Below are 14,873 nucleotides of genomic sequence, written 5' to 3'. Positions count from 1 at the left end.
ATTCCGAGTTCAAGCTAATTATAGGTTGTTTTATTAAGTTGAGAAAATACTCATGTCATCATGTCACCTTACCCCCTATCTACAATTTACGCGTTTAGATGAATGGCTTTCTTATTTAGAGAACTTGCATACCAAAGAAATAGACTTAGGTTTAACTCGTATTAAACAAGTTGCTGACATTCTTGCTATCGACTTGAGTTTTGCTACGGTGATAACTGTTGCGGGAACCAATGGTAAAGGCACAACCTGTGCTTTTATGGAAAATGCACTCTTAGGTGATACAACTCATGGTAAAGCAAATAGTGTAGCAGTTTATTCATCGCCTCATATTGAGCACTTTAATGAGCGTTTACGTATTAATAAACGCGACGTTAACGATGCTGCGTTAATTAAAGCATTTATACAAATTGAGCAAGCTCGCGGTACTATATCGTTAAGTTATTATGAATATACAACCTTAGCTGCGTTGCTGGTATTAATGGTTGAAAAACCAAACTATATTATTTTAGAAGTGGGGTTAGGGGGGCGTTTAGATGCAACTAATATTATTGATGCCAATGTTGCTGTTATAACCACCATTGATTTAGATCATCAAAGCTTTTTAGGTAACGACCGAGAAACCATTGGTTTTGAGAAAGCAGGTATTATGCGAGCTAATCAAAACATCGTTATTGGTGACACGAATGCACCTAAGTCGGTTATTGCACATGCTAACTCGTTGGGTGACAACGGTAGAGTTTATCTGCGTAATGATAATTTTTGTATTTATGAAGAAACTTCAACAGAAGCGACTTCCTCTTGGACTTGGCAGTATCAAAGCACATCATTTACCAAGCTTAACTCACCTTTTATACCGCGTGATAATGTTGCCACCGCTTTAATGGTTTTATTGAGTTTAGGTATTAAGCTAAGTACGGCATTTATTAATCAAATAATAGAAAAAACAAAAGTAGCTGGTAGAACAGAAGTTTTTAAACAAAGTAATGGCTGTGATATTGTTTTAGATGTGGGTCACAACCCACAAGCAACACGGTATTTAGCTGGCTATCTTCAAAAAATGAAGCTAACCAAGCCTAACTCTAATCGTAAGGTTTATGCTGTAGTCGCTATGTTGGGCGATAAAGATATTAGTAATAGCCTTTTAGGGCTTAAAGATGAAATTGATTATTGGTACACTAGCGAGCTTAATGTGCCTCGTGCAGCACCGATAAGTTTAATGACAGAAAAACTAAACGCTTTTACTAATAACATCAATTGCTTTGACAATATTGGTGAGGCATTTAGAATAGCTAATGAGCAAGCTAATACTGATGATTTGATTTTAGTATTTGGCTCATTTTATACGGTTGCTGCTATTAGGCAACAATTGCTTATCAATTAGTTTACGGCATCATTGTTGGAGTATATCTTGTCTACACCTTTTAAAAATCGCCTTGTTGGTACTGTTATTGTTGCGGCAGTACTTGTTATTTTTTTACCCGACATATTAGATGGCAAAAAAAAATCTTATCAAGATGACTTTGAAGCGATCCCGCAAGCGCCCGCTTTTTCAGGTGAGAAAACAAGTAAAAGCTTTCCAAATGAAAAGATAACTTATAAACCAGATATTCAAGAAACTGATGAAGTCGCACTTGATGATATTGATAACCAACAAGTACATGCGACAGATGAGGATGTGGTTGTTCTTGAACAATCACAAGCAGGTAACAAGCTGCAAGTGACTCCTGCAAAAATTGAACAGCCAATTACTACCGTTCCGCCTAATGAAAATACTAATGGGTCTGAAGAGCCGAAACGCTTACCTGAAAAAGTGATAGCCAAAGAAGCGTGGGTTATTCATTTAGGTAGCTTCAAGCATAAGAAAAATGTTGAACAGCTATTAAATAAATTAAAAGCAAATGGTTATACGGTATTTACACAACCGATACAAACCAAGCAGGGAACATTAACTAAAGTATTTATTGGTCCTGAACTGATAAAATCCTCTTTAGACAAAAAGTTAATAAGCTTAAAAGAATTAACAGGCGCACAAGGCAAAGTTGCTCGTTTCATCCCTAATAAATAAAATCAAAATTAGAAAAAAGCTAGTTTTTTTTACCGTTATTCTGGTAGAATGCGCGCCTCTAATTTAGAGAACTCAATGAGACACTCAAGTTATGGTTTGGATAGATTACGCCATTTTGGCAATTATAGGCGCATCAACATTAATTAGTTTGGTACGCGGCTTTGTAAAAGAAGCTCTTTCTTTAGTTGTTTGGATTGGTGCCTTTTTTATCGCCAGTAACTTCTATGCTAATCTAGCAAACTTATTTACCAATATCACCGACGAATTCCTACGCAATGCAGCTGCGGCTGCTATTCTGTTTATTACTACTTTAGTGCTTGGCGCACTGGTTAATTATATAATTGGTCAGCTGGTCAGTAAAACAGGGTTGTCAGGCACAGACCGTATGTTAGGTTTGGTCTTTGGTGCTTTACGTGGTGTGTTAATTGTTAGTGCCGTGCTGTTTTTTATGGATGCTTTTACAAGCGCCGAAACAACAGATTGGTGGAAAGCGTCAGAATTAATTCAAGAATTTAAATTGGTTATTGAATGGTTCTTTGAGTATCTAAAACAATCATCAAGTCTTTTAACTTAGTTATACATTACGGTAACTAGAGTTTGATTATAGCTAAGCATTAAGCGGAGAAAATTTCATGTGTGGTATCGTTGGTATTGTTGGTAAAACCCCTGTTAGTCAGTATTTATACGATGGATTAACAGTGCTCCAACATCGTGGGCAAGATGCGGCAGGTATTGTGACTATTCACAATAATACGTTTAGACTTCGTAAAGCAAACGGCTTAGTGAAAGATGTTTTTCATACACGCCATATGTTACGACTTCAAGGTAATATAGGTATTGGTCATATTAGATACCCAACTGCAGGAACATCTAGCTCATCTGAGGCACAACCTTTTTATGCGAATGCGCCGTTTGGCCTATCTTTGGCACACAATGGTAACTTAACTAATGCTGAAGAGTTGAGAAAGTGGTTATTCACTACGGCTCGCAGACATGTTAATACCACATCAGACTCTGAAGTATTATTAAATATTTTAGCTCACGAGCTTCAACAAAGTGAAAATTTAGATTTAACGCCAGAAGATATCTTCTCTGCGGTTGCTAATGTTCATAAGCGTGTTAGAGGTGCTTATGCAAGCGTTGCGTTAATTGTTGGCCACGGTATGATCGCATTCCGTGACCCTAACGGCATCCGCCCACTTGTGTTTGGTAAACGTGAGAATGAGCACGGTGTTGAATATATGGTCGCTTCAGAGTCAGTAGCACTTGATGCCTGTGATTTTGAATTTGTCCGTGATGTTGCACCGGGCGAAACAATTTTCTTCACTGAAGATGGTAAAATCCATAGCCAGCAATGTGCTGAAAACCCTGTCTATACGCCATGTATTTTTGAGTTTGTTTATTTTGCTCGCCCAGATTCAACGATGGATAAAATGTCTGTTTATGCTTCTCGTGTTGAAATGGGGACTAAACTAGGCGAAAAAATTGCAAAAGAATGGGAAGACATTGATATTGATGTTGTTATCCCAATCCCAGAAACATCGTGTGATATTGCTTTGCAAATTGCTCATAAGCTTGAGTTACCATACCGTCAAGGCTTTGTTAAAAATAGATATATTGGTCGAACTTTTATTATGCCAGGCCAAGAGCAGCGGAAAAAATCTGTTCGCCAAAAACTCAATGCTATTGGTGCTGAATTTAAAGGTAAAAATGTACTACTCGTTGATGACTCTATTGTTCGCGGTACTACATCAGAGCAAATTATAGACATGGCTCGTGCAGCGGGCGCTAAGAAAGTTTATTTTGCTTCTGCGGCACCTGAAGTACGTTTCCCTAACGTTTACGGCATTGATATGCCAAGTGCCAATGAGTTAATTGCCCATGGTCGCGAGTTAGATGATATTTGTAGCTTAATTGGTGCTGACAAATTAATTTACCAATCTATTGATGACTTAATTAGTGCGGTCCGCTTAGGTAACCCTGATATTAAGACCTTTGATACCTCAGTATTTGATGGTAATTATGTGACTAATGATATCAACCAAGCTTATTTAGAAAGGCTTGATGCTTTACGTAATAATACGACCAAAGAAAGCTCGGACAAAAATGCAGACTCAATACTTGATATGCATAACGAAGGCGCTGAATAAGTACCAAGTAATCATTACTTTCAAATAGCGGTTCAAATAGCAGTAATAAAGTTATTATTGAACGCATAATAAAAAGCTCAACGATGTGCATCGTTGAGCTTTTTTAGTTGTTGGGTGTCAACATTAGTTACGCAATAAATTCTGGTCCAAATCCCATAGTCCACATCATAGCGGTTGCCGCCATAAGGGTAACTAATAATACTAAGCCGCAGGTAACCACCGAGCTTGAATAAATAAACCCTTTATCTTCTGGTATATTCATCATTATAGGAACGCCTGAATACAGTAAATATACAGAATAAGCGACAGCAATCATTCCTGCTAAGGCCACAAACCATAGCACAGGAAACAACGCGGTAACACCAACCATTAATAATGGCGTTGCTGTATAGGCTGCTAACTCAAGTGCTTGTACAAAGTCAGGTTTAGCATCAAAGGTTTTTGCCATCCATTGAATCAAATAAGCAAGAGCAAAAACGCCAACAATCAAAGCAATATACATACTTATTGCCATTAACTGAGCACTTTCGGTACTTATTTTTATGGGATCACCTGCACCTATAGTCCAACCTATATGGGCGGTTGCATAATAACTACAAATGGTGGGGATAAGCGCCACAGTTAAAATATGTATTAGGCTATAGCTTAAACTCTCATGACGTTTTTCAATGGTTTGCCATTCTTCTTTAGGGTGGGCGTAAAGCCCCCAAATATGATTTAGTATCATTATAATTCCTCTCGCACGTTAAGTTAGGGAAGTATTTTTATTATTCCTACATCTTAGGTATGAGGGATTTACGGCTATCCGTCAAGCTTTGCTTGTTTTTTGAACGATAAAGCTCTATTGATAATTGTTTTAATACTTTTATGCGATAAAGAATGGACTTAACTATGTTGTGAGAGGTGAGATCAACTTACTTTAATACGAACAATACTCATTATTTCAATATTAAAACCAGCAACTACTTCGTTGTCAGGGTAATAAGTAATATTAACGCGTTGACCTTTTAAACTTTGATAGTTTTTTTTACGTTTATATTTAAAAGGTACATCAATATTGTCTAGCATTAATGTATTAATGATCCAGTCACCACTTTCGCGTTGTACATGAGACAGTACTTTTATGTTTTCAGTGTGCACAAGTTTAGCGTGTTTATTTAGCATCTTTTTTGCTTCACTGGCGCTGGGAGAGTTTTCATAAAAGTTAGCAGGCATAAATTAAAGGCTTTTGTTAAAGGTTTTAAAGGGAAGTTTGATGTAAACACTATAAAGTAAATATTTTACTAGTATCTCAATAAATGGGCTTTTAAAATAGCCCCATTATTGATTAACCCAAAATCGTTTATGACAAATACTGAAAAACTATTGGCACCTATTTTAAGCTTTTTACAATGCCAAACTCCTGAGGCATGGATTGATGAAGCTAAGAAACCTGAAAATCTTCCCATCATATTACGAGATCACTTAGCTTGTGAGTTGAAAGCAGGGCAAACAGCCATGCATTTAATACGCAAATACGCAGTAGATAAAGAAAGCGGAAAAATTTTAGCTGACTGGTTTAAACCCTATGAGGGTTACCTTTATCGTAAAGAGGGAGATTTACACTCTTTAGCGAATCAAGAGGCAATGTCAAAATCGGTTTTTCCTAAAAGTAATTCAGACTACGGGCAAGATTTGATTGATAAAATGGTTATGCTCATTAAAGAAGAGCTGCATCATTTCTATCAAGTATTAGAAATCATGGAAGGCAGAGACATTGCATTTGAAAATACAACGGCAGGTCGATACGCTAAAGGTATGATGACGCATGTCACTACCCATGAGCCAGAGACATTAATCGATAAACTAATTTGTGGCGCCTATATTGAAGCACGTTCATGTGAACGTTTTGCTAAATTAGCACCACACTTAGATGATGATTTGCATAAATTTTACATTTCACTATTACGCTCAGAAGCTAGGCATTACCAAGATTATTTGGCCTTAGCAGAACAAATAGCAGGTAAAGATATTAGTGAGCGTATTGCACACTTTGGTAAAGTTGAAGCCGAGCTAATATTAAGTGACGATGAAGATTTTAAGTTTCATTCGGGCGTACCAGTTTAATCGCTTAGTTACTATATAGCTGCCATGTAGCTGCTATATAGTTGGTGTATGGTAGTGGTGTCATTAAAGTTAAATAATCACGTTAGAGTGTCAATTTACTAGTGTCGCAATTTACTGAAGCGTGATTTTAATGTAATAGTAACCCGTTCTAAGTGGTTGAGTGGCTACGTGAGGTGAACGGCTACTTTAAGTAAATGCTTGGTTAAGTAAAATCATCTCTTGAGGAGTGACTCTAAGCCAAGCGCCTTGCTCGTACCAGTCACCAAGAACAATGCGCTTAGCTTCATTGTTATTAACCGTAATATTATGTACTGCTGGGCGGTGTGTATGACCGTGAATAAGTAACTGACTTTTGTATTCTTGTAAACAATGAATAACTTCAGTGTCGGTAACATCCATGATTTCTTGCGATTTCATCGCGGTTGCTGCTGCGCTTTTTTTACGATAGTCAGCTGCAATTTTTTTACGTAACTTTAACGGCAAACTTTTAATAATACCTTGCCACCACCAAGTACGAGATTTTTTTCTAAACTTTTGATAAGCAATATCACGAGTGCATAAAGTATCACCATGCATAATAACGGTTGGCTCACCATATAAGTCAATAAGTGTTACTTCAGGTAGTAATACCATATGGGACATTTTTGCAAAACGAGCACCGAGTAAAAAATCTCTATTTCCATGAATATAATAAATCTCTGTACCTGTTCGACTTAATGTTGCTAACGCTTGTGCGATATCGGCAACAAATTCACTATCATCATCATCGCCAACCCAGGCTTCAAATAAATCACCTAGAATATAGAGTTTCTCAGCTTGAATTGCATCGGTTGCTAAAAAGCGAAAAAAACAGGCGCTGATATCAGGCCTGTTTTCGCTTAAGTGTAAATCAGCAATGAAGTAGGTTAGTGCTGGTTTATTACTTAACGTCATTGTTATATAGAAACCTATTCTACAAGTGCAGATTCAATAATGATTTCATCTTTTGGTACATCACCGTGACCAAACATGTTGCCAGTTTCTACTAATGCCATTTTATCAACAACATCCATACCTTCAACAACTTCGCCAAATACACAGTAGCCCCAACCTTGTACCGATTCACTGGTAAAGTCTAAAAAGTTATTGTCAGTTAGGTTAATAAAAAACTGGGCTGATGCTGAATGTGGCTCTTGTGTACGTGCCATCGCTAATGTACCACGAGCATTGCTTAAGCCATTGTTTGCTTCGTTTTTAATGCTAGCACGTGTTTCTTTTTCTTCTAAGCCAGGAGCAAAACCGCCACCTTGTGCCATAAAACCTTTAATTACACGGTGAAAAATAGTGCCATTGTAATGGCCTTCTTCAACATATTGTTGAAAGTTTGCTGCCGTTACAGGGGCTTTATCAAAGTTTAATTCAATTTTAATATCACCAAGGGTAGTTTTAAATACGATCATAATGTCTCTGCTCTTTATCAAATGTTATAAATTAACTAATTGTGATAATTGTACGCTAACTTGCTATAAAGTGCATTAGTCTTGATGACCCTTTAGTTTTGTTAGGGTACAATCAACGCTTATTTATTTTTTACCTCATTATATAGGACTCATAAAACCTTATGTTGCAGATATACAACACCTTAACTCGCCAAAAAGAAACTTTTACACCAATTAACCCCGGTAAAGTAGGCTTGTATGTTTGTGGTTGTACCGTTTATGACTTATGCCACATTGGCCATGGTAGAACTTATATTAGCTTTGACAATATTGCTCGCTATTTACGTTTTTCGGGTTATGACGTCAATTACGTACGTAATATCACTGATGTTGAAGATAAAATTATTAATCGTGCTAACGAAAATAATGAAACACCAGAGCAACTTACCGAACGTACTATTGCGGCAATGCACCAAGACTTCGATGCATTAAATATGGCTCGTCCAGATTTAGAGCCAAGAGTGACCACGCATATGGACGAAATCATCTCTATGATTGAAACCTTAGTGGCTAAAAAACATGCTTATGTTGCTGGTGGTGACGCAACAGGTAAGGGGGATGTGTTATTTGATGTATCTAGTTATGCTGATTATGGCAAATTAAGCGGCCAAAACTTAGAGCAGTTACAATCAGGATCACGTGTTGAAATTGATAATAGTAAAAACAACCCATTAGACTTTGTTTTATGGAAGTCGGCCAAGCCAGGTGAGCCAAGCTGGTCATCGCCATGGGGAGAAGGACGACCAGGTTGGCATATTGAGTGTTCAGCCATGAATGCCAAAGAACTCGGTCATCATTTTGATATTCATGGCGGCGGCTCTGATTTAACCTTTCCTCATCATGAAAATGAAATCGCACAAAGTTGTTGTGCATTAGAAACACCGTACGTTAATTACTGGATACATACGGGTATGGTACAAGTCGACCAAGAAAAAATGTCTAAATCATTAGGCAACTTTTTCACTATTCGAGATGTACTTGCTCAATATGATGCTGAAACTGTACGTTTCTTCTTAACCACGGGGCATTACCGTAGCCAGCTTAATTATTCAACTGAGAACTTAACGCAAGCCAGAGCTGCTGTAGAGCGTATTTATACTGCATTACGTGATATTGATGTACCAGCTGATTTTGTTTTAGATAAAAGCTCATCGTACGTTCAACAGTTTTGCCAAGTAATGGATGATGACTTTAATACGCCACAAGCACTAGCGATATTTTTTGAAATAGCGAAAGAGCTTAATGTTGCTAAGGCTGAAAACAACAGTGAACTTGCCCAGCAATTAGCGGGCACTATCGTAACTTTAGGCGGTTTGCTTGGTTTATTTCAATTAGATCCCGCAAGTTTTTTACAAGGCGACAGCGATACGGATGAAGTGGCAACTATTGAAGCATTAATTGCTCAGCGCAATAAAGCGCGCGCTGAAAAAGACTGGGCATTGGCTGATGATGCACGTGATAAGTTAAATGAAATGAAAATTATACTTGAAGACAGCGCAGGTAAAACAACATGGCGTAAAGCATAACTGCTTTTAAGAGCTGATAACAAAAAAGGAGAGTACGTTAAGTACTCTCCTTTTTTATTTTTAATCAACTAAAAGGATTATTTATTTATCCGATTGTTGACAAGCAATTAGTGTGTTTTCTATCAGGCTAGCAACCGTCATTGGACCAACGCCGCCTGGAACAGGAGTAATGTACGCAGCTTTTTCTTTGGCAATATCAAAGTCTACGTCGCCAACAAGTTTACCGTTATCTAAGCGGTTAATACCTACATCAATGACTAAAGCACCTTCTTTAATCCACTCTCCAGGAATGAATGCAGGTCGACCAACCGCTACCACAATAAGATCAGCATTACGCACTTTTGTTTCTAGGTCTTTCGTAAAACGGTGAGTAGTTGTTACTGTACAGCCAGCAAGCAACAACTCTAATGTCATTGGGCGACCAACAATATTAGATGCGCCAATAACTAGCGCATCTAAACCTTTTGTTTCAACGCCGGTTGAGGCGATTAATGTCATAATACCTTTAGGTGTACAAGGTCGTAGCCCTGGTTGGCGTAATACTAGCTTACCCACATTAGACGGATGGAAGCCATCAACATCTTTAAGTGGGTTAATGTGCTCAATAATTAAGTCTGAGTTTAAGCCAGCAGGTAAAGGTAGCTGCACTAAAATACCATCAATAGTCTCATCATTGTTGAGTTCACTAACTAAAGCCAATAACTCTTGCTCTGATGCGGTTACCGGTAAGTCATATGAGCGCGATACAAAACCGACTTCTTCACAGGCTTTACGTTTACTACCTACATATACTTGTGAAGCAGGATCACTGCCAACTAATATAACGGCCAATCCAGGCGCTCTTTGGCCATTCTCAAGCCTTTTAGTAACTTCTACTTTTACTGAATCTCTAAGTTGTTTGGCAATAGCTTTGCCATCGATCAATGATGCTGTCATAAGTCTTATGGTGACCTTGAAGGTTAAAATAAAAAACAGGCGTATTTTGCCATAAAGCAAAGATTTATTGTAGTTCTACTTTTCATTTGACAACAACATATATCGTTAATAATTTATTTATTGATTTTTACCGCTTATAAAGGCTTTATTAATTATCATTAATATCCCGAATAGGTACTAGTAAGCAGAGTAGAGGCTAACAATAGAGCGACTTGCTTTAAAAACAAACGAATGAACAATATTTTATAAAAAAGGTTTGACGGAAGGTAATCAACTCGGTAATATCCGCATCCGTTGAAGGCGAGCAAGCTTTTAACATTGTCGGTGATTAGCGCAGCTTGGTAGCGCACTTGGTTTGGGTCCAAGGGGTCGCAAGTTCGAATCTTGCATCACCGACCACTTTTCTCTAATGCTTATTAAAGAAAAGTGTTCTGTAGGTTAATGTGCGCCCTTAGCTCAGCTGGATAGAGCAACGCCCTTCTAAGGCGTGGGTCGTAGGTTCGAATCCTACAGGGCGTGCCATTTATTCTTACAGAGTATCTGGAAAATTGTTATGGTGGCTATAGCTCAGTTGGTAGAGCCCCGGATTGTGATTCCGGTTGTCGAGGGTTCAAGTCCCTTTAGCCACCCCATCTTTTTATTTTTATAAAAAGAGAATATATCGGTGATTAGCGCAGCTTGGTAGCGCACTTGGTTTGGGTCCAAGGGGTCGCAAGTTCGAATCTTGCATCACCGACCACTTCTTAAAGTGATATTCAATAGTAAACCCTGTATCGGTGATTAGCGCAGCTTGGTAGCGCACTTGGTTTGGGTCCAAGGGGTCGCAAGTTCGAATCTTGCATCACCGACCACTTCTTAATATTCTTTTAGTACTTCATGTTAGCCATTTTTTGGTCGTTTATCGAACCATTAACCTACTCATTCTGTTAGTAGTTCCACTTATAAATTCGTTTAAAACATAACACTTGCCTCTCACGCTAAGCCTCGCTATAATTCCGCGTCATAATTTTAGTAACCGTACATCTTTTTATTAAGCATTTGATAAGTTCTCTTTATCGGTATTTAGTATGAATAGATGTCTATAAAAGCGTTAAACGCTAAGTTTTTGAGGTATTTAAATGCAAGTTTCAGTTGAGACTACACAAGGTTTGGAACGTCGTCTGACTATTTCTGTTCCTGCCGAAAAAGTAGATGTAGAAGTTAAGAACCGTCTTCGTCAGATTAGTAAAACACAGCGTATTAACGGCTTCCGTCCAGGTAAAGTGCCACCGTCAGTTATTCAAAAACGTTACGGTAAATCTGTACGTCAAGAAGTTGCTGGTGAAATTATGCAACGTAACTTTGTTGATGCAATTGTTGCAGAAAAAATCAACCCAGCTGGTCGTCCTTCATTCGTTGCTAAAAGCAATGAAGATGGTAAAGCGTTAGAGTTTGAAGCAACATTTGAAGTTTACCCTGAAGTTGAATTAAAAGATTTAGAAAAAATTGCCATCGAACGTCCTCAAGTTGAAGTGACTGATGCTGATTTAGATGAAATGTTTGTTACGTTACAAAAGCAACATCAAACATGGAAAGAAAATAAGCGTAAAACGAAAAAAGGCGATAAATTAACGCTTGATTTCGTTGGCCGTGTTGACGGTGAAGAGTTTGAAGGCGGTAAAGCTGAAGGTTTCGAACTAGAGTTAGGCGCTGGTCGCATGATCCCTGGTTTTGAAACTGAAATTACGGGTATGAAAGTTGGTGATGAGCAAACAATTAAAGTTACTTTCCCAGATGACTACCACGCTGAAAACCTAAAAGGTAAAGAAGCTGAGTTCGATATCGTTATTCATAAAACTGAAGGCCCAGTATTACCAGAAGTTGATGATGAGTTTGCTAAGCTTTTCGGTGTAGAAGAAGGTGGTGTAGAAGCACTTCGCACTGAAGTTAAAAAGAATATGGAGCGTGAATTAACACAAGCGGTTAAAGCGAATGTTAAAAATCAAGTAATTGACGGCTTATTAGCGGCTAATGAAGTTGATATTCCTAAAGCGTTAGTAGCTCAAGAAGTAGACGTATTACGTCAACAAGCAATGCAACGCTTCCAAGGCCAAATGGATCCTAAAAACTTACCACAACTTCCAGCTGAAATGTTCACAGAGCAAGCAGAACGTCGTGTTAAAATTGGTTTACTTTTAGGTGAAGTAATTAAAGTTAACGAATTAAAAGTTAATGACAGCAAAGTAGATGAGTTAATTGCAACTGCTGCTTCAGCGTATGAAGATCCTAAAGAAGTTGTTGAATACTACGCAAACAACAAAGAACTAATGCAACAAATGCAAAACGTTGCTTTAGAAGAGCAAGCGGTAGAGTTTTTAGTTGAAAAAGCAAAGGTTAAAGAGAAAAAAGCAAGCTTTAGCGACATAATGAACCCTGAAGCTAAGTAATACTACATTTTTCAGTAGTTTTACATTGACAATAGGCTAAGCAATCGCTTAATTTAATGGCTTGTATGGCAACATACAGGCCATTTTTATTTTTAGAGGGAAGGTATACATTTGTTTAATTCTCAATTTAATTCTCAAAGTGCTCCACAAAACGGCGCAAACATCACTGAAAGTGCTTTAGTTCCTATGGTTGTTGAACAAACAGCTAAAGGTGAACGTTCTTATGATATTTATTCTCGACTACTTAAAGAGCGTGTAATCTTTCTTTGTGGTCAAGTTGAAGATCATATGGCTAATTTGATTATTGCCCAGTTATTATTCTTAGAATCAGAAAGCCCAGACAAAGATATATATCTTTATATCAACTCTCCAGGGGGCTCAGTAACTGCGGGTATGGCAATATACGATACCATGAAGTTTATTAAGCCTAATATCAGCACAGTATGTATTGGTCAGGCAGCAAGTATGGGCGCATTTTTACTTTCTGGCGGCGAAAAGGGTAAACGTTATTGCTTACCTAATGCGAGAGTTATGATTCATCAACCGCTAGGTGGTTTTCAAGGTCAAGCATCTGATTTTGAGATTCATGCTAAAGAAATACTTTTCATTAAAGAGAAGTTAAATCGATTAATGGCTGAACATACGGGACAGTCTCTTGAGAAAGTATCTCAAGATACAGACCGTGATAACTTCTTAAGTGCAGAAGCTGCAGTTGAATATGGTATAGTTGACTCCATATTAGAACAACGTAACGATAAATAAAATTTCAGTGTATACTTAAAAGTAAATAATAAATGGATTTTACTTATTTTTAAATGTTTAGAGGTAGGGCATGACCGATATTAAAAAAGGTAGCGAGAGCGGCAAACTATTATATTGCTCATTTTGTGGTAAAAGCCAACACGAAGTGCGTAAATTAATCGCTGGCCCTTCAGTATTTATTTGTGATGAGTGTGTTGAGCTGTGTAATGACATTATTCGCGAAGAAATTACTGAAATTTCGCCAAAAGAAAACCAAGAAGCTTTGCCTTCTCCTGTAGAAATTCGCCAAAGTTTAGATGACTATGTTATTGGTCAAGATCACGCTAAAAAAGTATTAGCGGTAGCCGTTTATAATCACTATAAGCGTTTACGTAATGGTGACTCTCATAATGGCGTTGAACTAGGTAAAAGTAATATTTTACTTATTGGGCCTACAGGTAGTGGTAAAACACTACTGGCACAAACGTTAGCGCGTTTACTCGATGTGCCGTTTACCATGGCTGATGCAACCACATTAACTGAAGCTGGCTATGTGGGCGAAGATGTTGAAAACATCATCCAAAAACTCCTGCAAAAATGTGATTATGATGTTGAAAAAGCACAACGTGGTATCGTTTACATTGATGAAATTGATAAAATTTCACGTAAATCTGATAACCCGTCAATTACTCGCGATGTGTCTGGTGAAGGTGTTCAACAAGCATTATTAAAACTTATTGAAGGTACTGTTGCCTCTGTTCCACCTCAAGGTGGTCGTAAGCATCCACAGCAAGAGTTTTTACAAGTAGATACTTCTAAAATACTCTTTATTTGTGGTGGCGCTTTCGCTGGTCTTGATAAAGTTGTTGAGCAACGCTCACACACAGGTACAGGTATTGGTTTTGGTGCGGAAGTTCGAGGTAAAGCACAGGAGAAGTCATTAACTACACGTCTTGAAGAAGTAGAGCCTGAAGATTTAGTTAAATATGGTTTGATTCCTGAGTTTATCGGTCGTTTGCCTGTTGTTGCAACATTGCGTGAACTAGACGAAGACGCGTTAATTCAAATTTTACAAGAGCCAAAAAATGCTTTAACAAAACAGTTTACCGCATTATTTGATATGGAAAATGTTGAGTTAGAGTTTAGAACTGATGCTTTGCACGCTATTGCACGTAAAGCGATGGACAGAAAAACCGGAGCTCGTGGTTTACGCTCAATTGTTGAGGCCGTTTTACTTGATACCATGTATGAACTACCAACCATGGAAAATGTTAGTAAAATTGTCGTTGATGAAACAGCAATCAAAGGTGAAACTAAACCAATTGTTATTTATGAAGCGCAACAAGAAAAAGCAGCTTCAGAATAAAAGCGTATGTAGTGTTTATGAGCACTGCATTATTAATAAAAAGAGCCTTTAGGCTCTTTTTTTGTTTTTATAAGCGGGT

General features: G+C 37.8%; 14 protein-coding genes and 5 tRNA genes. 14 read left to right on the top strand and 5 right to left on the bottom strand.

Annotated elements, in window-relative coordinates:
* The first annotated feature begins 52 nt into the window (after positions 1–52).
* The 4 genes from folC (at position 53) to purF (ending at position 4,215) form a co-directional block, all read left to right on the top strand.
* Positions 53–1,381 (top strand): bifunctional tetrahydrofolate synthase/dihydrofolate synthase, encoded by a 1,329-nt coding sequence (gene folC, locus ABD005_RS08790; protein WP_343817010.1) that lies wholly within the window; start codon positions 53–55, stop codon positions 1,379–1,381.
* A 27-nt stretch (positions 1,382–1,408) separates the two neighbouring features.
* Positions 1,409–2,065 carry an SPOR domain-containing protein gene (locus ABD005_RS08785; protein ID WP_343817008.1) on the top strand — a complete coding sequence of 219 codons (657 nt, stop codon included), beginning with the start codon at positions 1,409–1,411 and terminating at the stop codon, positions 2,063–2,065.
* A gap of 91 nt (positions 2,066–2,156) precedes the next feature.
* Positions 2,157–2,639 (top strand): CvpA family protein, encoded by a 483-nt coding sequence (locus ABD005_RS08780; RefSeq protein WP_215980525.1) that lies wholly within the window; start codon positions 2,157–2,159, stop codon positions 2,637–2,639.
* Positions 2,640–2,697: 58 nt separating this feature from the next.
* Complete coding sequence (gene purF / locus ABD005_RS08775) at positions 2,698–4,215, top strand: amidophosphoribosyltransferase (protein WP_215980524.1); 1,518 nt, start codon at positions 2,698–2,700, stop codon at positions 4,213–4,215.
* Positions 4,216–4,342: 127 nt separating this feature from the next.
* Here the strand turns inward: purF and ABD005_RS08770 are convergent, their stop codons facing one another.
* Positions 4,343–4,942: a Yip1 family protein gene (locus tag ABD005_RS08770; protein WP_215980523.1), complete on the bottom strand. Its 600-nt coding sequence runs from the start codon at positions 4,940–4,942 to the stop codon at positions 4,343–4,345.
* Between the two features lie 182 nt (positions 4,943–5,124).
* On the bottom strand, positions 5,125–5,430 hold the full coding sequence (locus tag ABD005_RS08765) for a hypothetical protein (protein ID WP_252738922.1): 306 nt from the start codon (positions 5,428–5,430) through the stop codon (positions 5,125–5,127).
* A 129-nt stretch (positions 5,431–5,559) separates the two neighbouring features.
* Here ABD005_RS08765 and miaE point away from each other — a divergent pair, with 129 nt between their 5' ends.
* Complete coding sequence (gene miaE, locus ABD005_RS08760) at positions 5,560–6,321, top strand: tRNA isopentenyl-2-thiomethyl-A-37 hydroxylase MiaE (protein WP_343817004.1); 762 nt, start codon at positions 5,560–5,562, stop codon at positions 6,319–6,321.
* A gap of 186 nt (positions 6,322–6,507) precedes the next feature.
* On the opposite strand, the gene ABD005_RS08755 is transcribed toward miaE, so the two are convergent.
* Complete coding sequence (locus ABD005_RS08755; protein ID WP_343817002.1) at positions 6,508–7,254, bottom strand: UDP-2,3-diacylglucosamine diphosphatase; 747 nt, start codon at positions 7,252–7,254, stop codon at positions 6,508–6,510.
* Between the two features lie 14 nt (positions 7,255–7,268).
* Entirely contained in the window at positions 7,269–7,760 is a 492-nt protein-coding gene (locus ABD005_RS08750; protein WP_343817001.1) for a peptidylprolyl isomerase, read from the bottom strand.
* Between the two features lie 161 nt (positions 7,761–7,921).
* Between ABD005_RS08750 and cysS the strand changes: the two genes are divergently transcribed.
* Positions 7,922–9,325: a cysteine--tRNA ligase gene (gene cysS, locus ABD005_RS08745; RefSeq protein ID WP_215980519.1), complete on the top strand. Its 1,404-nt coding sequence runs from the start codon at positions 7,922–7,924 to the stop codon at positions 9,323–9,325.
* 81 nt (positions 9,326–9,406) lie between these two features.
* Here the strand turns inward: cysS and folD are convergent, their stop codons facing one another.
* Positions 9,407–10,261 (bottom strand): bifunctional methylenetetrahydrofolate dehydrogenase/methenyltetrahydrofolate cyclohydrolase FolD, encoded by an 855-nt coding sequence (folD, locus tag ABD005_RS08740; RefSeq protein ID WP_215980518.1) that lies wholly within the window; start codon positions 10,259–10,261, stop codon positions 9,407–9,409.
* A gap of 322 nt (positions 10,262–10,583) precedes the next feature.
* Here folD and ABD005_RS08735 point away from each other — a divergent pair.
* The 8 genes from ABD005_RS08735 (at position 10,584) to clpX (ending at position 14,794) form a co-directional block, all read left to right on the top strand.
* Positions 10,584–10,660, top strand: a tRNA-Pro gene (locus ABD005_RS08735).
* Between the two features lie 46 nt (positions 10,661–10,706).
* Positions 10,707–10,783: transfer RNA gene (locus tag ABD005_RS08730), tRNA-Arg, on the top strand.
* Positions 10,784–10,817: 34 nt separating this feature from the next.
* Positions 10,818–10,893, top strand: a tRNA-His gene (locus ABD005_RS08725).
* 30 nt (positions 10,894–10,923) lie between these two features.
* Positions 10,924–11,000 (top strand) — tRNA-Pro (locus ABD005_RS08720).
* Positions 11,001–11,035: 35 nt separating this feature from the next.
* Positions 11,036–11,112, top strand: a tRNA-Pro gene (locus ABD005_RS08715).
* 267 nt (positions 11,113–11,379) lie between these two features.
* A complete protein-coding gene (gene tig, locus ABD005_RS08710) occupies positions 11,380–12,687 on the top strand; it encodes a trigger factor (protein WP_215980517.1) in 1,308 nt (435 codons plus the stop codon).
* Positions 12,688–12,798: 111 nt separating this feature from the next.
* Positions 12,799–13,449, top strand: a complete 651-nt coding sequence (gene clpP / locus ABD005_RS08705; protein WP_289847621.1) for an ATP-dependent Clp endopeptidase proteolytic subunit ClpP — start codon at positions 12,799–12,801, stop codon at positions 13,447–13,449.
* A 70-nt stretch (positions 13,450–13,519) separates the two neighbouring features.
* A complete protein-coding gene (gene clpX / locus ABD005_RS08700) occupies positions 13,520–14,794 on the top strand; it encodes an ATP-dependent protease ATP-binding subunit ClpX (RefSeq protein ID WP_215980516.1) in 1,275 nt (424 codons plus the stop codon).
* The last annotated feature ends 79 nt before the right edge of the window (positions 14,795–14,873 follow it).

The organism is Colwellia asteriadis (assembly GCF_039523295.1).
Lineage (GTDB): Bacteria > Pseudomonadota > Gammaproteobacteria > Enterobacterales > Alteromonadaceae > Colwellia > Colwellia asteriadis.
This window is presented reverse-complemented; position numbering and strand designations above follow the sequence as displayed.